Here is a 19,569-nt window from a genome sequence, read left to right as displayed (position 1 = left end):
CGTGCCGGAGCCAATATAGGCGCCCTCCCCAATCACCGAAAAAAGGCCGATAACACAGTTCGCGCCGATCGCCGCATCCGGGTGAATATAGTTCATCTATCGCTCGATCCCCGCCTTACCTTGTTTTTCTTTTGATAATATTACGATTATAATATTACGGTCGCTTGGGTTTGGTGACGAAATAAAGGAGAAGTGGGGGCGGTTCTGGACTTGCCACCCCAAGGGTAGCAAGCAAGAACCACCCCCACTTGCCGCCGGTAAACAATGAAAATAAAAAGCTGGGCGAGAGGGCAGGAAAATTACCGCATGAAAGTAGTGCTGCCGGTGGAACCGGCAGCGCTGAGAAGTTAATTCCGGGGGATCGAACAGGTATTGCGCAGCGCGGCTTATTTGCCACGAATATTTTTCAGTATGGTCTTCATCAAGATCGCCTTCTTGACCGGTTTGGTCAAATGAGTCGTACATCCGGCGTCAAGGCTCTTTTGCTCGTCTTCTTTCAATGCGTAAGCAGTCAGCGCGATAACCGAAGTTGGCGCCAGGCGGTTCTCCGCCTCCCAGCGTCTGATGGCTCTTGTGGCGGTATACCCGTCCATCACGGGCATTTGCATATCCATCAGGACCAAGTCGTACTTTCCCGACTTAAACTTTTCCACGGCTATCTCCCCATTTTCGGCAATCTCAATTTGACAGGCGGTCTTTTTCAGGTATGCCTGGATCAATAGCTGGTTGTCCGGGGAATCTTCCACCAGGAGAAGGCGCAAGGCGCGCTGGTCCGCAAAGGCTGCGGGCGTCTCCGCCGGCTCACTTTTCGCACTTGATGATTTCTCTTCGCCCCCGGCTGTTCCGGATTGAACGGCAAAGCAGATAGTAAAGTAAAAGGTACTCCCCTTCCCCACTTCACTTTCCACCCATATGCGTCCGCCCATCAATTCCACCAGCCTCTTGGCAATGGTTAAGCCCAGCCCGGTGCCTCCGTACTTGCGGGTTGTTGAGGAGTCCGCCTGGGTAAACCACTCGAAAATAACGTCCAGCTTTTCCGGTGATATGCCGATGCCGGTGTCGCTGACAGTAAAAAGCAACCGGCATTCCCGTCCGTCACTTCCGGTGGAGATGGGCGGCTGATTGTCCGCAAGCGCAACTTTTAACAGCACTTCACCTTCATCGGTAAATTTAATGGCGTTCCCGATCAGGTTGATGATAATCTGGCGCAGGCGGCCCGGGTCCCCTATCAGATTCACGGGCACATCAGGCATGAGCCGGCAGACCAGCTCAACACCCTTTTCATGTGTGCGAACAGCCATCACTTCGCAGGTTTTTTCTATTACATTACCAAGGTCGAAGTTTATGCTTTCAAGCTCGTAGTGGCCAACCTCGACCCTAGAAAGATCGAGAATGTCATTGATCAGGCTCAACAGCGTTTCACCCGCCGACCTGAACGTCATAATATATTTTTGCTGCTCGGAAGTCAGCGGCGTCTCCCAGAGCAGATCGGCCATTCCGAGGATTGCGTTCATCGGCGTGCGGATTTCATGGCTCATGCTGGCCAGAAATTCGCTTTTCGCCTTGTTGGCGGCTTCCGCAACCTCTTTAGCCTGCTGCATGGTCTCCTCAACCCGCTTTCGCTCAGTAACGTCTTCCACCACACCGATAATAAACATCGGCTCATTCAAGTTGTCGCGGGCCAGGGAAAAATTAACGCTTACCCAAACCAGCCGGCCATCCTTCCGGGCATAGCTTTTTTCCATCTGGTAGCTGTCCAGCGCGCCCGCCCACAGGTCGTTGAACAATCCAACATAATTGGCCATGTCATCCGGGTAAATGAGCTCGTTAAAAACCATATTGGCCAGTTCCCGGCCATTGTAACCGAGCATTTCCTGCAGCGCCGGGTTGCTCTCGACAAGCCGCCCTTCCCTGTTGATTAACGTTATTCCCACGGACGTGCCCTCGAAGATCGCTCTGAAACGCGCTTCACTCGTGCGCAGTTTCTCCTCGATCAGCTTTTGTCCGGTAATGTCGCGGGCAATGGTTGAAGCGCCGATTACTTTGCCTGAAGTGTCTCTAATCGGGGATATGGTCAAGGAAACCTGAATCTGCCTGAAATCCTTCCTGACGCGTACGGTCTCGTAGTAATTGACCCTTTCTCCAAGCTTGATTCGTTCCAAATTTTTTGCTATTTCATCGTAATTGGGCGCGAGGATAAAAACAGGGCGCCCGATGACTTCATTCGCCGTATACCCGAAGATTCTCTCCGCGCCCGCGTTCCAGCTAAAAATAAGGCCCTCCAGGCTCATCCCGACAATGGCGTCATTTGAGAACTCCACGATGGAAGCCAGCCAGGTAAGTTTTTCTTCCACCAACTGCGGTGTTTTTAAATTAGTAATTCGTCGCCACATTTCGTTTAATTCATCAATCAGTCGTTTTTTGGTCTTGTCTTGATCTTTCATCTCTTATACTTCCCTCAAGGTCACTCTGTTCCTGCCGCCTTGCTTTGCCTGATAGAGCGCCTTGTCGGCCGCCGCCAGCAAGTCTCCCGGAGTACCGGCCTGCCGAGGCACGGTAGAGGCCGCCCCGGCGCTTACCGTGACATAGGCGCTGACTGACGAACTGGCATGAGGAATTTCCAGCGCTTCAACACCGCCGCGCAGCATCTCCGCTATCGCGGCAGCCCCCTGCATATCCGTGTTCGGCAGGATGGCCGCGAATTCCTCGCCGCCGTAGCGGGCCGCCAGATCTCCGGGCCGTTTCAAGCGGCCGCTCAGAGAGCCCGCCACTTGTTTCAAACAGTCGTCGCCGGCCTGATGACCATAAGTGTCATTGTATTTTTTAAAAAAATCTATATCGAGAATTATTAAAGACAACGGCACGGCGTCACGCGCCGCGCGGTTCCATTCATTCAATAAAACCTCATCAAAATGGCGCCGGTTGGCAATACCGGTAAGGCCGTCTAAAAAAGAGAGCCGGCGCAGGTTCTGGTTTGCTTCTTCCAGTTGGCGCGTTACCTCAAGCAGCTCATTCTCGCGCGCTTTCCGCCTGTCCGTCTCGTGTTTGAGTCTTAAAGCCGAGCGCACGCGCGCCAGCAGCTCCACCTTATTCAGCGGCTTCGTGATATAATCCATCGCCCCGGCGGAAAAAGCTGACTGCAGGTTATCGATATCATAATTGGCAGTTACCATGATAATGGGAATATCCCGCATATTCTCACGCTCTTTAATTAAACGGCAGGCTTCGATGCCATCAATACCAGGCATGATAATGTCCATTACAATTAAATCAAAGCCCCCCTGCGCACCCTGCGCATTGTCCATGCCGAGAAGCTTAAAAGCGTCAGCGGCCGATTTCGCGGTAAACACATCCGTATAGCCTGCCGATTTTAAAATATATTCAATCAGCAGCCTGCTGTCCGACAAATCATCAACAATAAGAATTGCCATAAGAATCCTTTCCCGGTTGTTAAGATTAAATATAGTCAAACATTTACTTCTATAATTTATAAAAATTTTCCTGCTATTTAATTATTAAAAATGCAATAATTTATCAATTTTTGTCGTAAAAAGCCGCCCGTTTAACAACAGGCGGATCGCAAGGCAAATTTAATCAAACTTTTTTCATGGATATGTTATCGAAATCGTGCGTGCCGGAACCGCCGTTTACCAGCAGCTTGATTTGTATTTTGGCCGCTCCGGCCGGGGCTGCCACTGTCTGGGACGGGATCTGCTCCCATCCCGCGCCTTTATGCTTGTACATAATGCTGCCGCTGGACAGCTGCTTGCCGGCAGCGTTATAAAAGAAGTAGGCTATTCTGGCTTCGGTGACGGCATTGCCTTTCCGGCTTCTGGCGCTTACCGCGTATTTATTACCCGGCTCTACCGGGACGTACTGGTAGAAATACCACCCATATTTGGCGCTAGCGTAGCTATTTCCGCCGGTTTCGGTTTTTATCACCACGTCGGGGCCTGTCCATTCAGCCTTGCCTTGGCTGAAATCACCGTTTTTAACCATTTCGCCGGCCGGAGGGTTGTCCACCGGCGGAGAGGGCTGGCTTTCTCCAACGCGGTAACCGGGCTGCGCGTTAGCCTTGTTCAGCATGGCCGCCGCCAGCAGGCCGGTGGCGCCGCCGGAGGTGGTTGCCGAGAGCTTGCTATAGGCTGTGTCTGTGATTACAGGAGCGAATTGCCCGTAGGCCGACCATAAGCCGATGAACCAGGGGTACTGGGTGGCGCCGCCTCCCATTATGTCGTTGGCAATGCCGCCGTCGGGCTTGATTAATTTCTTGGAGCCGGTATTGGCAAACTTGGCCATGTCAGTAGCGTTGAAAACAACGCCGGCCGCATACCCCTGATAAGCCGCGTCTATGTCAATAATGGCGTGGCCGATGTCCTCATATAAGGAACTACCAAGTGAATACCGCCAGCGGTAGCTGTTGGTGCCCGCGTCGACAGCCAGATTGTTTTTAAAGTGCTGCAGCATTTTTTTCGCCCGGTCCAGGTACTGGGTCTCACCGGTAGCGTTGTAAATCATCAGCTCCGTCCTGGCCATGGCCAAATACTGGTTAAAGGGCAGTTTCCCGCCCGCCTGCTTGTACGGCATGTCGTCGCGAAACTTGTAATACCCGGTACTGCCTTCGTCCACCCACTCATCTTTATGAACAGCCACCGCGTCTTTGGCCGCCTGCAGGAATAATTCCCTGTCGCTCCGGTATTTTTGCAGGGATGGAGTTTTGGTGACAATTGCGGCAAACTTGGCCATGGGATAAGCGATCATGCCTGTGTGCGCGGCAAAAACAGCATATTTTCCGTTTAAGGTGTAGCTGCCGTTGCGCCAGGCAGGCAAACTGAGACCCCGGTAATCCGTAACGCCGCGGGAGCTGTCCCGCTGGGCTAAAACCCCTTTGCCGTGGGCAATGAACTTGTCCAAATAAACAGTGTCGCCAGTAGCCTCGTACATTGTTAAATAAGCGTCCATCACGTAGCTTTCGCCCCAGGCCAGCTGCGCGTTGTCATTGTTGGCGCTTTTATACCAGTTTCCGCCGTTGACAGTGTCCAGCCTGGTAAAGATCTGGAGCAACTCACTGGAATCGGCCGCCCCGGCGGGTACGGCCGGTATTATGACCCACAAGAAACAAAAAATTAAAATCAGGCTAAGATAGAAAGACCCGCGCTTCTTTTTCATCGCATACCTCCCGGCAGTATTCTGGAAGCTTGTTATTTTCCCAGTTAACGTAAAATTCGACAATATTCGTCAACTTCCTCGTGGTAATTTCATACACTTTTTTTCAAGCTCTCCAAAACCTCTGCCAGCTTGCCGGCCAGTACCGGAATATCGTGAAATTTTTCCACATAAGCCCGGGCGCGTTCTCCCATAACTTTCCTGGCGCCTGGCGTTTCGCCGGCCATCTGCAGCATCGCGTCCGCCAGGGCGCCGGGCTCATCCGAGGGCACATGCAGGCCGAACCGGGCAAACTCCGTGTTCGGTGCTTTTTCCACCGCAGCGATTATGGGCCGCGCCGCCGCCATGTAATCAAACAACTTGTTGGAACTAAGTCCGTAGCGGTATGCTTTGCTGTTGCGCAGGTGAAAAAGACACCCGTCAGAGTTTTTCAAGATTATTGGTAACTGAGACTTCTCCAGGGTGTTTAAGAAAGTTACATTAGTCAGCCCGCGCTCCGCCGCCGCCTTCACCAGCCCCGCTTTAGCCGGCCCGTCGCCCACCATCAGAACATGGATGCCGCCAATCCCGGCCCGGTGCAGTATTTCGGCAGCTTTTAGCACCGTCTCCAGGCCATTGGCATATCCGTGCGCTCCCGTATAAGTAAACACCACCCATCCTTTGAGCCGGCGAAAAAGAGCTGCCTGCTCCGGGGTGAGGCAGCCCTCGCGGGTGCAGCGGTCGTACCAGGCCAGGTCGACGCCGTTAGGGATATAAACCACCTTTTTATCTTCAAGGCCAAGCTGGGCAATATGCTCTTTTCCACCGGGCAGCACACTGATGATCAGGTGGGCCTTCCGGTATAAAAATTTCTCCAGCACACCCATTCCCACGGTCAGAGGGCTATACTTGCTTATGGCTCCAATGTCCACGAGGGACTGGGGCCAGATGTCTCTCACTTCAAAAACAAAGGGAACGTTGTGTTTTCTGGACAGGAGGTATGCCGCCAGGCCGGCGCACAGGTGGGTGGAGGACCCGATGACGGCTTCCGGCGCGTCCAGGGCGCGCCCCAGCCTAGCAACCCTGCAGGTAAAATAAAGGTGGTTGACCAGCCTGGACAGGCTGTTGTCATAGTAGGGCGGAGTCCGGATCCAGACTCTATCGACGCCTCTTTCTATTTCATTCAGGTGATGGCAACCCGGCGGGTAATTCTTTAGCTCAATAAAGACATTGTGCACAAAGCTGGAGGCAAACAGTTTCACCAGCCACCCCCGGTCAGCCAGTTCCCCGGCCAGACTCTCATGCCTCCCGGGACCGGCGGCGTGATGATTAATAATCCAAAGGGTTCGTTCACATATGCCGGCCACGTTCACCACAACCCGTGAATAAATTTGGCATGCCACACTCCTTATGGCATGGTATCCATATCCATCATATCAAGTAGAACATTAACATTTGTGTTCAGCTCGAACCTTTCCCTGATCCTGCGGTGGGCCGCTTTTGCCAGCGACCGGGACCTGTCCGGGTCACTCAGCAAGCTCCTGATGGCCCGCGCCAGGGCGGCAGGGTTCTCCGGGGGCACAATCACACCGGTATCCCGGTCGACAAGGTCGGGTACACTGCCGGTTTTCGTAACAATTACCGGCACACCGCCGGCCATGGCCTCCATCACAGCCACCGGCACGCCCTCATGCTCATCGCTTGGCGTTTCCACACTGGGATGCACCAGCAGACTTAGAATGCCGGACCTGAGCAGGCGCAGCACTCTGTCGTGTGTAAGCGCGCCGACAAAGAAAACAACACCGCCAAGCTTTAACCTGTCTGCCAGGCGCAACAAGCTGCCCCGTTCCGGCCCGTCCCCGACGATCAGGCACCGGAAGTTCACTCCTCTGTCGGCCAGCAGCCGGCAGGCCTGGAGCAGGTAGCGGTGGCCTTTTACCGCCGTGAGGCTGCCGACGGCTCCAATAATGGGTTTACTCCCGCCCAGGCTGCTTTTTTCCGGAAATTCCGGGTTCACCTCCACCCCTAACGGGCTAAGGATCACCCTTATCCCGGACTCCCGGCCTGCTATTTTGGTCACCTGCTTAAGCCCATGGGATGAAACAACCCGCACAAAGGAACACCTGCTCACTTTTTCCGGCAGAAGGTTGTTGTTCTTGATATCCCAGCGGTGGGCGGTAAAACTCCAGCCGACACCGGTCAGGACGGAAGCCACCAGGGCGCAGGTTGAAGGAGTGGACGCCCAGTGGGCGTGAATATGATTTATTCCCAGGGACTGAACTTTTTCCGCGATGAACATACCCTTGGGAAGAAGCAGCAGGTTCTTTACCTTATTGGCCAGGCTCCCGCCTTTCAACAGCAGGCACAACAAGCCGGCCACCCGCAAGGGAGCCTTGAGCGACCATGATAGAGCTGACCGCCATACCGCTAAACTCCATGGCCCGGAGACAATAGTGCTGAGGAAAGGGCCGTCTCCGTCCCTGTGTTCCAGCCGCCCGGCCGGACGCACAGGGATGACGGTTAGCTCTACCCCCCGCTCCGCCAGGCAGTTCATTTCCGGGATCAAAAAAGCTTCAGGCCGGCCAAGTGGCGCGGTGACTGTCAGGTACATTAATTTTCTTGGAATGATGATCACCTGCCTTTCCGGCGCCTGGCCTTTTTCACCAGGTCGATGATCCGGGAAGCCCGGTGTTCCCACGCGGCCTCCCTTTCAACAAAGCGCCTGCCCCTGCGCCCGGCCTCCGCCCACACAAGCGGATGCTCAAGCACGGCTGTTAACGCGTCCGCCAGGTTTTCCACCCGGTCAGGTTCCGCCACCAGCCCGCAGCCGGTCCGCCGCACTATGCCGGACAGGTCGGCGATATCCGGCACAACAACCGGCAGGCCGCAGGCCAGGTAGGAAAAAAATTTCAAAGCGGAACTGCCGCTGAAACAGAATCTTCTTTTCAAGGTCAGGTTTTCTCCATACCAGCCCCCGCCGATGCCCGCCACACAGGCGTTCAAGTAGACGGGCACCCGGTGATACGGCAGCCGGCCGGTGAAAAGCACCCTGCCGGCGAGCCCCTTGGAGCAGGCAAGCAATTCCAGCGCCTGCCTTTCCGGGCCATCCCCGATAATCAGCAGGATGGCATCCGGGTAACGTCCGGCCAGTCTGTCAAAAGCTTCAACAACTATTTCCCCGCCCTGCCAGGCCGCCAAATTGCCGGCGAAACAGAGATACTGTTTCACCGGGTCCAGACCCAGCCGCGCCAGCGCGTTCTTTCGCCCAGCCGGGCGGTACAAATATGGGTTGGCCCCGTTGGCCACCACTGTCACCTTACCGGCAGGCACACCCTGCCCGGCCAGCCATCCGGCTAAACCGGCGGTAACCGGCAGGACCAGAGTGGCGGAAAAACAGGCCTTTCGCTGCGCCCAAGCGGCTATAGCCTGCTTCCAGCGAGACCTGCCTTTAGCGCGCAGATCTTCCGGCGACACCGTATTCAGCTCCAGGACCACTATTTGACCCAGCAGCTTGCACAGCCAAACTACGGGCATTTCAAATATACTGTCCCGGACATACACAGCGTCGCAGCCCGCCCGCAAAGTGAAAAACGACGCCGCCACGCATACCAGTACCGGCCGGAGCACCCCGTCGAGCCATTTATTTTTCATCACTGGTAAACCTACCACGTGCACACCCGGCCGGCCGGGTCCGCGATACTTCCCCCGCAGCAGCAAGGTCACCCGGGCGCCGGCGCCGGCCAGCCCTCCAGCCACCTCCAGCGTATGGATGGTCTCACCTGTGGAAACTTCCGCGCGCGCGCCGGAGATCATTAAAATTTTCACCGGTAGTCCTCCGCAGCTGTCATGGCGGCAGAAGCCGCCACCCCGCCAGCCAGCCAGAGCAGGTAATTTCCGGGGACATCCCCGCTAAGCATGGCGTTTACCAGGCAAAATACCAGCAGCGAAACGGCGAGAGCAGTTTCTTTAACTTTTTTTCGCCAGCATGCCAGCCGCAACAGGGGAGCGAATACAAACAACAAGGAGAGTGCCAGCCCCGCAAGCCCCAGTTCCGCCGCCGATTCCAGAAACAGGTTGTGCGGATAATTAATTCCCGGCACAGGTGAAATACTGGCGTAAGATCCAGTTCCGGCGCCCAGCACCGGGTTCTGCCCGAACGTCGCTAGAGCAGCCTGGTAAAGCTGCCACCTGCCGTTATCACTCAAACTGAAAAAATCAGGTGAAAACCAGTAGTGGGAGGAGACATAAACCGCCAGCAGGATAAAAAGAGGGACGACCAGCACCGGCGGCAGGCGAAACTCCCGGCGGCCCGCCGCCATACCCCCGCAGAGCAGGGCGATAACCAGCGCCAGGGCGGGACCCCGGGCATCAAGCAGGATCATGGCGGCGCTTGCGGCCGCGGCTAGCAAAAAAACAAAAAGATGAGGAATAGCCATCACCTCGCCGATCACCACCAGAAGGATGAACAGGCCAATCAGCCTGCTTATTTCAATGGGATTAAAATTCAGCACGGCATAAATATTAAAAGGCAATTCAAGGTATGACCCGCTCACCCAGAAATACACGGTAAGCGCCAAGCCGCCCAGGAGGACTCCTTTCAGAAAGCGGTAAAGGCCCGGATTGCCCCAGACGGCTGAGGACAGCACCGGTCCGAAAAAACATACCATGTTATTAACCAGGTAATACTTTATTTTCTGTACCCCGTATTCTTCAAACAAACTGTCCGGCAGGCGGACCAGCATTAATAAACCAAGGCCAAGCACGGCCCAAAATTCCCAAAGTCTGAATATAGCAATCAAGGCGCAAGCTCTCTTTTTATAAAACAAATAAATCATTAGGAAAAACATGGGAAACAAAAATACGCCCACGTTCAAAAAAAGCAATGCTTCATGCCCCATGTCAAAGGTCCTGCCAACCAGATAAAGGCCCCCTCCGGTAAAAAAACCCAATACCTCCGGGGCCAATAAACAGGATAGAAACGCCAGGATTCCACCCGCTAGGAGGACAGGCCATTTAACCCCGGCTAAACCTGACAGAGTCCCTGCGATGAAGACAGTCGGAAGCAAATGAAGCAATGGGGGGCGGTTCTTACCTGCTGTCTTTGGTAATTTTTGAGTATTCACTAATTAGCAAACCAGCTTCCTTCCGCCATGTTAAATCCACTCTGGCTTTCAAGGTATTCATTCTTAAGGAGTGCAGCTTTTCCACGTTGCCCAGCAGTTCGTTCAACGACTCCCTGATGCTGCCGCTGTCTCCGGGATCCGCGAAAGCGCCGACTTGATATTCGTCCACCAGCCGGCGGATTTCCGGCAGTTGCGATGCCAGCACCGGCACCCCCGCGGCGATATATTCAAGCAGCTTGTTTGGCAAAGAATAATGCTTGCTTTGATCAATATCCTCAATCAAAACCACACCCAGGGAGGATCCGTGGATAAAACCCGGCAATTCCAACGCTTTTACCGGCGGCAGGAAATAAACATTTTTTAGTCCGGCGCTTCGCGCCAAGTTTTTCAGTCCCCCCTCCAGCGGCCCCCGGCCGATTATTGCCAAGTGCCGGCCGGCGGGCAGACCGGTCCAAGCTTTGATTAATCCTTCCAGGCCGCGTCCTTTTTGCAGTTTGCCTGTATACACAACCAGTAATTCGCTGTGGCCAAGTTCCAACGCCTCCCGCAGGCTACCCGCGGGACCGGCCGCTTCAGCAGGGTCAATGCAGTTTCTCAGCACCAGCGGGAGCCGCACCCTTAACGTTCGAGCCATTTCCCGGGCGCAGCTTTCATTTACGGTAATGATTAAATGGCAATGCTTCGCCAGCGTCCTTTCCAGTTTCAGCCAGCATTGCCAAAGCAGGCGACGCAGCAGACCCCACCTGCCGCCGCGACCGGGCCAGCCGTATCCCTGCCAGAGTTCGTGGGAGTCGTATACAATTTTACCTCCCCTGAGCTTCGCGGCTATAAACACGAAGGGCAGCATATCCAGATCGTGCCCGTGCCATACATCTGCCTTTTCACGCAACAGCGCTTGGATGATCTGCCGGTAAGCACGCAGGTAGGACAGCTTATAAGGAAACCAGGCCAGCTTCTCAGTTGTGGGATTCAGCACTCGCACCCCCATTGCGTCTTGTTCGCACCGGACATTCATGGTCAGGGAGAAAACAGTCACGCTGTACCCCGCCAATCCAAGGGCGGCGGCTTCTTTCTGCACCCTGGCGTCATAACGGTAATCGCTGTTCACCAACATGACTACCCTGGGCAAAAATATTCCTCCAGCAACCGGGAGATTAAACGCGAGGCGTTTCCCTGCCCGTACGGACAGCCGGACCAGTCACCACGCGCGGAAGCTCCAACCGCATCCCGGATTCGCCGCCGCTCGCAGCCCACCAGCACATTGCAGCCCCTTTCAACTGTTTCCGTCCACTCAGTCTCTTCCCGTAAGGTTATGCAAGGCACTTGAAGAAAAAAAGCCTCTTTTTGCAAACCACCAGAATCAGTGATTATTTTTCTGGCGTTTTTACAGAGCCAGATCATCTCTTCATAGCCTACCGGCTCAATTACAGTCATGTTAGGGTGGGACAAATAGCCGCCCAGGTTGAATTCACTGATTTTCTTCTTAGTGCGGGGGTGGACCGGAAATACGACCTTTTCTCCCAATGCAACGAGGCTTTCCAGGACAACTGACAGCCGCTCCTTTTTATCAGTGTTTTCCGCCCGGTGAACAGTCACGAGAAGGTACCCCCCGGGTTCCGGAAATTTTCCCCCCACCTGTGGCGGTAAACACTTGCTTCTTTCCAGGCACTCCTGCAAAGCATCATACATAACATCCCCGACGTTAACGGCAATAGAAGCGCCAAACCGCACCGCGTCGGCTTCCTTACCGAAAATCGCGCCGGTGGTGCTGACAACCCCCTCTTTATTAAGGTTGCGGACCGCGGCTGCAGAAGGGCAAAACAATATGGCGGACAGATAATCGGTCAATTCCCTGATGAACTCCTCCGGCATGGCGTGGTTGCCACAGCGCAAGCCGGCCTCAATATGTGCCAGGGGCACACCTGTCTTTGACGCTGCCAGCGCCCCGGCAAGGGTGGAGCGGGAATCGCCGTAAACCAGAACAACGTCAGGCTTCTCCCGGTCAAACACAGCTTTTAATCCGTCGAACATTTTGCCGAGCTGCCGCCCCGGCGTGTCCTGTCCGGCGTCAATATAATAATCCGGCGCGGGGCAGCCCCGCCCGCAAAAGAACACCTGCGACATATTAGGATCATAATGCTGACCGGTGTGGATCAATATTTCTTTGTGCTTTTCCCTGACGGCTCTGGAAACCATCATCGCTTTAATAAACTGGGGCCGGGTACCGGCCACTGCGGCAATCTTCAAAGAATCCCTCCGAAGCATATTGATCATTTTCTATACTTCCATCCTATGAAGTGTTGAGAAAAATCGTTCCAAGGGCCTCTCTAATTAAATACCCCGTTGTCAAAGTGTCAATAGGGACGGTTCTCTTGACACTAGTGTCAAGAGAACCGTCCCTATTGACAGCTTCTGACAGTCAGCGAATGATAGTTTCCGGGGGGTGGCAAATCTTTTGCAGTCCTTTTTTTACTACGGCTCTAAACCTGTTAATTACCCTTGACCACTGGCGCTCAAATTTTACACGGTAGAAACGGGCTACCGCTTCAATCCCGGGAAATGTTTCTTCAACTGCCCGCAGTTGCGCTATGTGCAGCTTGTGATAAAATGGGCCGGCCAGGTTGTTGGCGGTGTCATAGTAAGACCAGTACCCGGCGTCGTAACGGGGCAGGTAAACGCTCAGCGCCCGGAGTGTATCGTTAAGCGCCTGTTCTATGTCAATATGCAAACCTGCCTTGGCAAGCCTTAAATCGTACAAGCCGTAAAGAGCAAAACACCATCCATTGAGAATGGTGTTTTGGATCTTTATTGGATATTCCTCAAGCACAAGACCTTCCGGCGTGTACCGGGCGGTCCCGCCTTCCATAACCGGTATTAGCATTAGCCGGGCGGCGTCTTCCGCCACTTTTATCCACGCTTGATCCGGATCATGCAGGTGCGCCCGCACCGCCACCGAGATAGCCTCACCTTGAACCATCGCTGAATAAAGGGAAGGACCGGACATGCCCAGCACCGGCCATATCGGCCAACCGCCTGCCGCGTCCTGGTGCTCACGCAGCCAGCCGGCAAGCAGCATGAAGTCATCCAGGTCCCGGCTGTCCCCGTCCAGTAGCCAGTTGTCATAATGCCCTAAAGCTTTCTGCGCAATAGTCGTGGGGATAAAGACCAAGCTTCCGTTTACCTTGCGGTTTAAAGGGACCCCCCTCTCGGAAACCGGTCCCCTCCATTTCGTTTTACCTGTCAGATCATTAAAATAACCAAGAACATCACCGGGCTGAAAAATTCTGCCAAGCGGCTGTTCCTGGTGGTAATAACTCCTGCCGGAGATAATTGACAGCCAGCTACCGATCATTAAGCCGGTATTATGTAAACGAGCGCTCATTACTCCCTTACCAGCCATATATGGGCCTTAACCGGATAACTTTTGTTTACGTTCTCTGTCTGATAGAATCTTTTTCACTAAAAGACGCATCTCGTCCAATTCGAAAGGCTTGCTTAAATAATATCGTATTTTACCTTCCTCTCTGGCCGCCATGACCGTGTCCAGCTCAGTATACGCGGTCATCATCACCACCGGCGTGTCTGGAACGATTTCCTTTATTTTATCCATCGTTTCCAAACCGCTCATCCCCGGCATTTTAACATCAAGCAGGATCAGCGAAGGGATTCTGGCACGAATTATCCGGAGCGCCTCCGCACCGCTTCGCGCCGTCTCAACAATATACCCCTCATCGCTGAACAACTCAAATAAAAGACGGCACACCCCGGCGTTATCATCAACAATAAGCAGATATTGTAAGGATTGAGACATCATGCCCTCACCCCAATGGTATAATTTTACATTAGCTTAATTGATAATTTATTCGTTATATCGCAACGAAATCCTTCTTTTAAAATAGTTTAATCCAATTATCTGAACAGCAGAAAAACAGCCTGCCTTCTATTTTTTTAATATTCATAGCCCTATCTCCCGTATGATATCTCGCCTGAAAAAAGTATATCGACTTCCATTTATCTGCCCGAAGGTAGATTAGACTTCCCTGAATCCAAACAAATATTTTCGCATATAGTTAATAATACAGCGCATGGAGGATAATTATGTTCTCAATTCTACTCCTGTTGATGGCAGGGCATGTTTTTGCTGATTTCTTTCTCCAGTTAACCCGGCTGGCTGTTTATAAAAGAAAAAAAATCACGGCGCTTGCCGCCCACGCCTTCTCCTGGGCGTTGGTAATCAGCCTCGTTTTAATGCTGACCGGTTTTTTTTCAATATGGAAACTTTTTTTCCTATTTGCCACGCATTTTGTGATAGACTTTCTTAAGATACGCCTTTTCTCCTCATCACTAGCAAAATTGCATCCGGTGAACATCACCGATCAGTTATTGCACATCGCCACCATTTTGGCGGCGCTTTTTTACGAATGATAATATTGCGGGTTGTCAATGAGCCAGCGGTGGGTTAGGGTCAGTCCCTCGCCAATCCTGAACGACGGTTTGAAGCCAAGTATTTCTTTTGATTTCCGGTTGTCAATAAAAAGCCGGCGGCCGGCGGCCGGGCTGTCCTGAAAGAGAACAGGGCCGGAACTTCCAGCTATTTTCTTGACTTCAGAAGCTAATTCGCACATGGATACGCATTCATCCCCTCCGACGTTAAACACCTCGCCTGTTGCTTCAGGCCGGATCATGCTCAGGACAACCGCCTCGGTGAAATCAGCGACGAACGTATAGGAGCGGCTGTCGGAACCGTCTCCATATATTGTGATGGGCTCGTTTGCCATGGCCTGGAGCAAAAATTTTATCGGCACACTGATCCTGGTGTTGCGCGGGCCATAAATATCCGCAGCCCGGAGAATGACCGTCCTCAGTCCATTGCTCCCGGCAAGTGTGCGGCAAAAATTTTCGCCGGCCAGTTTGACGGCGCCGTGAATCAGGACAGGCTCCAACGGATGTTTTTCATCAATAGGCACATATTTTCCATTCCCGTAAACAGCAATTGACGAAGTATAAATCAGCAAAGCGTCACGGGCAAGAGCCGCCTGGATCAAATTAAGAAGACCGGTTAAAATGCCCGTTATAACCGGAGTTTCAATTGAACGCTCGCGCAAGGCCAGGGGAAAAGCCAGGTGAACAACAGTATCAGAGTTCCCCACGGCCTTAAGGACAGAATCCTCACTGGCGATATCACCGTTAATAAGGTCGATTTGTCCCAATAAAGCGCTCAGATTAGCGGCCCTGCCGGAAGCAAGCACATCCAGCACACGCACCTCCGCACCTTCCGCGAGCAGCCTTTCACAAAGGTGGGAGCCGAGAAAACCGGCTCCCCCCGTCACTAAAACCTTGCGTCCCTTCAGCCTCACTGTAATCCTCCCATCTCTTCTACATTTTCATAAACGGGTCTGCTTCTTTACGGTCTTCCTTGGCTGTGCCGCCATGGCGGAGCAAAACCACGGCAACTGTCTTGATTAGTATTTTTATGTCCAGCCAGAATGAGTAATGCTCAACATACCAGACATCCAATTCAATACGCTCCGGCCAGTAAATGGCTAAACGGCCGTTAACCTGGGCCCAGCCGGTGATGCCTGGCTTAACATTGAGCCTTTTTCTCTGCCTCTCGTTGTACTTGCTGTAGTGGTGCAGGGGGGCGGGCCGCGGGCCGACCAGGCTCATCTCGCCGCGTAAAACGTTAAAAAGCTGCGCCAACTCATCAATGCTGGTCTTTCTAAGAATCTTGCCGATTGCGGTTATGCGCGGGTCATCTTTCTCCACAAACATCCCGGAACCGATTTTTTCAGCGTGGGGAACCATGCTCCGGAATTTATACAAATAAAAGATTCTTCCTTGCCGGCCCAGACGCTTTTGTTTGAAAATGACCGGACCAGGCGAAGTTATTTTTATCGCCAGGGCAACCGCTAAAAGCAGCGGGCTGATGAGCGCCAGAATCAATAAAGAGCCAACGAGGTCAAACGCCCTTTTCATCTCAATACCTCCGGTAGCCGGGAAAATAACTGTCATTTTCTCTTGGTGCTTTTGTCGCCAGCAGATTTTCCAGCGTGCTCACCGCTTCACGGTTATGCACTTTTTTCCCGACATAGAAATCCAGCACGCCGTCGCGGGCGAAGGAATGCTTGTAGCAGTAAATACCGTCTCCCTCACGGTATCCCCCGCCAAGTAAAAAGTAGCTGATCCCCTTTTTTTTCGCCCATTTGATCACTTCATGCTTTAAAATATTGTTTGGCCGGTATTGATAAAATTGTTCCAACGTTCCTCCCAGGAATGAATGGATATAAGTATGATTAAACAAGAGCAGTTCAGTTGAAATAATCTGTCCGTCTTTCAAGGTGTGCGCATACAAAAAGTTATTCTTTAATTCTTTGTGGATACAATCATAAAAATCGCTGTTAAAGAAGTAAAATTCACCGGCCTGGTTCCTGAAAAGCGTGTGGTGATAGATCGAAATAAAATCGGAAAAATGCGCCGGCGTCTCTTCCAGAATCACTTCGAGGCCTTCCCGGTAGGCTTTGTTAATGTTTTTACGATTATTGCGCTCATACCCCGACCATATTTCCTCATCTGTTCTTCTGAGATCCACGCAGATTACTGACGATGCCCTCGCGACTTCCACATTGTTTAATAGTATGCGGTGGTTTTCCAATAAAGGGTGGAACCGGATAAATTCGCTGATGATATCGTTCCCTGCACAGTAGTCCCTGAAAGACTGGTAGAAATTGCGCCACGCACCTTCACCTGCCGCAGGGGAAGCCAGCGGCCCTCCATAGCCGTAAGGGCTGGTGATATCATATAGCTCCCGCTCGAGTTTATCCCCCAAACCCGGAATCTGGTTCACCTTCCTGAGCAGGAAAGGATAAACAACCGTACATCCCTCCTCCCGGTAGACGAAAAGCCGGACTTCCCCGGAATCCCTGAATAATCCGCAGTATTCAGGCCGGAAATGAAGGTCCGGACACAAATCCTTGATACAATCCAGCTCCCGCAGCCACTGCTCCTTGTCCTGCAAACCCAATACATAATAATTTCCCACTAGATGCCACCCTTTCAAGTAGTCAGAATTCAGGAGTCAGAATCCAGAATATTGCGAGGCGATAAACCGTTCTCGCATCCCGACTCCCGGTCCCTGGCTCCTGTCTCCTGTCCCTGTCTTTTGCCTTTTGTCTTCTGTCTTCTGTCTTTTGTCTTCTGACTACTGACTACTGACTACCGACTACCGACTTTACCAATACCTGAACCAGTAATAGATTAGTTTTATATATTCTCGCCGGACTATCTGTCTGTCTGTTTCGCTTTCACACTGACCGTCCACGTTAAAGCCGGAGTCCCTGGTCGGACAATAAATCAATCTGACGCCTGTATTTCTGAATATCCTTTCAAATACAAGTTTGGTACGCCTCATGTGGTATGGTGAGGTAATGATAATGGCAGACTTAAAATTTTGCCGAAGTACGACCTCCTTTGAATAAACAGCATTCTCATAAGTATTTTCAGATTTATCCTCGGTAATAATATCCTGTTCTTTTACACCTTTGTTAACTGCTCTTATTGCCATCTTCTGGGTTCCCGGCCGGTGGCCCGACATGATTATTTTGGGCGCCAAGCCCAACCTGTAAAGCTCCGCTGCGTAAAGCTCCCTTTCCGAATCCCCCGAAAGCGCTATCAGCACATCAACTGCCTCAGGCCGCTCATCAACAACCAGCAATTTAGCCATTAAGGGCCATGGGGGATAAGCTAGTACAATAAAAACAATTAGAAGCAGGCCGTAAAATATGGCAAAAAAAGCAAAACGTTTCACTCGCATTATTTACCCGCCATTAGCCGCAGGCCTTCTTTAACCGTTGCCACCTGAATATTTCTCTTCGCCGTCTCCTCAAACAGGAGTTTTAGCGTATCCTGATTTATACTCTTACTGTCCGGTGTTTGGCCGCCCTCATAAACATTGTGAGTGTAGAATATTACCCACCCTCCAGCCGCCACGGTTTTGTCCAAAACCTCTTTTATTTCTTCCGCACCCGGGTTTTGCAGGTAGTACCTGCAAAGCTTGTAAGGATTAAAAGGACTTACATTGATTTCTTTGTCGTACGATGTCGCGCCGGAATTGTAGTACTCCTGCACAAGCGGGTTTGGAGCGCCGGCAAATCTGAAAGGATAGGCGAAGTTCTCACCGGTCAGACCCTGCTGCTGTAACCATGATTTAGATCTGGCCAATTGATCACGAATTTCATTTTCCTCCAGATCTTTAAAGTGCAAATGGTTGGCGCTGTGGGATGCTGTTTCCCAGCCCGCGCTTTCCATTTCTTTCAATTGCTTAACAGTCATTGCCCCTTCCGCCCCCACTGACGACGTACAAACATAGTTTACGCCGGGGTAACCGTAAGCTTTGTGGACCGGAAAGGCGTTCTCATATACAGAAGACAGCTGGTGGTCGTAGCATACGGTGACCAAACCTTTACCTTTACCCTGTTCGTAGATGTAACGGACCAGGATGGTACTGGCCTCAGCCCTGGTGATGGGGTTCCACGGCCTGAAAGTCCCGTCGGGATAGCCGGCAATCAAGTCGCGTTCCTTTGCCGTCCGGATATATCCTCTGAACTCCTCTGGAATTTGATTCCCGTCATCAAATCCGGTATAGGCGGATTCAGCTGCCAAACCTAGTGAACGTGACAAAAACATGGCGGCTTCAACCCTGGTTATGGGATCGTCAGGCTCAAAAGCCAGCTGAATATATTCACCGGGGATAATAACCCCGGCGGCTACCGCCGTTTCAATGTACGGGTAATACCAGCGGCCGGGGTTGACGTCGGTGAATGTGGAGTTAACCGATGCCTTTAGGGGAAAGCCGTGGCTTACGACCAGCGCCTTGACAAACTCGGCCCTGGTAATATTGTCTTCCGGCCGGAAGGTGCCGTCAGGATAGCCGCATATGACTGCTGCGTCGGATAGCTGGCCGATATATCCCTTTGCCCAATGGTTTTGGACATCGTAGAAGGTTTGGGCGTCAGCATAATGCTCATGGCAGAAAAATGCCACGGTAAGTAAAAAAAGAAACAGAATTCTTTTCATCATGACCTCCTTTTTTAAATACTGGTGATCAGGATTGCTCAGTCATGCTATTAATCATCCGGCACCGTACTTTATACTTATTGTTTTCCATACATCAATACTTCCTCATATATGGCCATAACCTTTCGGCTTACGGCAGCCTCATCGAAATTGCGGCACATCCGCCGCCGTCCCTCCTGCCCCATTTGCAGGCGGAGTCCGGGATCCAGCAGCAATTTGCGCAGCGCGC

The 19,569-nt window shown here is 52.4% G+C and carries 17 protein-coding genes; 1 reads left to right on the top strand and 16 read right to left on the bottom strand.

Translation table 11 applies throughout. The features are described from left to right. Window positions 1-386: 386 nt before the first annotated feature. The 11 genes from A4E54_RS00500 to A4E54_RS00450 form a co-directional block, all read right to left on the bottom strand. Window positions 387-2,444: a PAS domain S-box protein gene (locus tag A4E54_RS00500; RefSeq protein ID WP_286723685.1), complete on the bottom strand. Its 2,058-nt coding sequence runs from the start codon at window positions 2,442-2,444 to the stop codon at window positions 387-389. Between the two features lie 3 nt (window positions 2,445-2,447). Beyond that, the gene (locus tag A4E54_RS00495) at window positions 2,448-3,431 is read right to left on the bottom strand and encodes a diguanylate cyclase domain-containing protein (RefSeq protein WP_240084276.1); all 984 of its coding nucleotides are present in this window, start codon (window positions 3,429-3,431) and stop codon (window positions 2,448-2,450) included. A gap of 163 nt (window positions 3,432-3,594) precedes the next feature. After that, window positions 3,595-5,169 (bottom strand): hypothetical protein, encoded by a 1,575-nt coding sequence (locus tag A4E54_RS00490; protein WP_240084275.1) that lies wholly within the window; start codon window positions 5,167-5,169, stop codon window positions 3,595-3,597. 89 nt (window positions 5,170-5,258) lie between these two features. Next, window positions 5,259-6,548, bottom strand: coding sequence for a glycosyltransferase family 4 protein (locus tag A4E54_RS00485; protein ID WP_240084274.1), 1,290 nt, complete (start codon window positions 6,546-6,548; stop codon window positions 5,259-5,261). 5 nt (window positions 6,549-6,553) lie between these two features. After that, window positions 6,554-7,843, bottom strand: a complete 1,290-nt coding sequence (locus A4E54_RS00480) for a glycosyltransferase (RefSeq protein WP_286723681.1) — start codon at window positions 7,841-7,843, stop codon at window positions 6,554-6,556. Beyond that, window positions 7,777-8,970 (bottom strand): glycosyltransferase family 4 protein, encoded by a 1,194-nt coding sequence (locus tag A4E54_RS00475; protein WP_240084272.1) that lies wholly within the window; start codon window positions 8,968-8,970, stop codon window positions 7,777-7,779. The genes A4E54_RS00480 and A4E54_RS00475 overlap by 67 nt, the downstream gene beginning before the upstream one ends. Beyond that, window positions 8,967-10,094, bottom strand: a complete 1,128-nt coding sequence (locus tag A4E54_RS00470) for an O-antigen ligase family protein (protein WP_286723679.1) — start codon at window positions 10,092-10,094, stop codon at window positions 8,967-8,969. Before A4E54_RS00470 ends, A4E54_RS00475 begins: the two co-directional genes overlap by 4 nt. Before the next feature lie 139 nt (window positions 10,095-10,233). Next, window positions 10,234-11,397 (bottom strand): glycosyltransferase, encoded by a 1,164-nt coding sequence (locus tag A4E54_RS00465; RefSeq protein WP_240084270.1) that lies wholly within the window; start codon window positions 11,395-11,397, stop codon window positions 10,234-10,236. Further along, entirely contained in the window at window positions 11,385-12,515 is a 1,131-nt protein-coding gene (gene wecB, locus A4E54_RS00460; protein ID WP_240084269.1) for a non-hydrolyzing UDP-N-acetylglucosamine 2-epimerase, read from the bottom strand. Before wecB ends, A4E54_RS00465 begins: the two co-directional genes overlap by 13 nt. 172 nt (window positions 12,516-12,687) lie before the next feature. Next, window positions 12,688-13,650 (bottom strand): D-glucuronyl C5-epimerase family protein, encoded by a 963-nt coding sequence (locus A4E54_RS00455; RefSeq protein WP_240084268.1) that lies wholly within the window; start codon window positions 13,648-13,650, stop codon window positions 12,688-12,690. A 27-nt stretch (window positions 13,651-13,677) separates the two neighbouring features. Further along, complete coding sequence (locus A4E54_RS00450; protein WP_240084267.1) at window positions 13,678-14,082, bottom strand: response regulator; 405 nt, start codon at window positions 14,080-14,082, stop codon at window positions 13,678-13,680. 284 nt (window positions 14,083-14,366) lie between these two features. Between A4E54_RS00450 and A4E54_RS00445 the strand changes: the two genes are divergently transcribed. Beyond that, entirely contained in the window at window positions 14,367-14,693 is a 327-nt protein-coding gene (locus A4E54_RS00445) for a DUF3307 domain-containing protein (RefSeq protein WP_240084266.1), read from the top strand. On the opposite strand, the gene A4E54_RS00440 is transcribed toward A4E54_RS00445, so the two are convergent. From A4E54_RS00440 to A4E54_RS00420, 5 genes are all read right to left on the bottom strand, one after another. Beyond that, window positions 14,684-15,625, bottom strand: a complete 942-nt coding sequence (locus A4E54_RS00440) for an NAD-dependent epimerase/dehydratase family protein (RefSeq protein ID WP_286723675.1) — start codon at window positions 15,623-15,625, stop codon at window positions 14,684-14,686. The two genes, A4E54_RS00445 and A4E54_RS00440, sit on opposite strands and share 10 nt — an antisense overlap. Window positions 15,626-15,644: 19 nt before the next feature. Then, entirely contained in the window at window positions 15,645-16,244 is a 600-nt protein-coding gene (locus tag A4E54_RS00435; RefSeq protein ID WP_240084264.1) for a sugar transferase, read from the bottom strand. Between the two features lies 1 nt (window position 16,245). After that, window positions 16,246-17,307, bottom strand: coding sequence for a GNAT family N-acetyltransferase (locus A4E54_RS00430; protein WP_240084263.1), 1,062 nt, complete (start codon window positions 17,305-17,307; stop codon window positions 16,246-16,248). 189 nt (window positions 17,308-17,496) lie between these two features. Next, a complete protein-coding gene (locus A4E54_RS00425) occupies window positions 17,497-18,078 on the bottom strand; it encodes a YdcF family protein (RefSeq protein ID WP_240084262.1) in 582 nt (193 codons plus the stop codon). After that, window positions 18,078-19,343, bottom strand: coding sequence for an S-layer homology domain-containing protein (locus A4E54_RS00420; protein ID WP_240084261.1), 1,266 nt, complete (start codon window positions 19,341-19,343; stop codon window positions 18,078-18,080). Before A4E54_RS00420 ends, A4E54_RS00425 begins: the two co-directional genes overlap by 1 nt. Window positions 19,344-19,569 lie beyond the last annotated feature (226 nt).

This window comes from Pelotomaculum sp. PtaB.Bin117 (assembly GCF_002067195.1).
Classification (GTDB): domain Bacteria; phylum Bacillota; class Desulfotomaculia; order Desulfotomaculales; family Pelotomaculaceae; genus Pelotomaculum_D; species Pelotomaculum_D terephthalicicum.
Note: the sequence above shows the minus strand (reverse complement) of the source record. Positions and strands in the feature narration are given on the sequence as shown.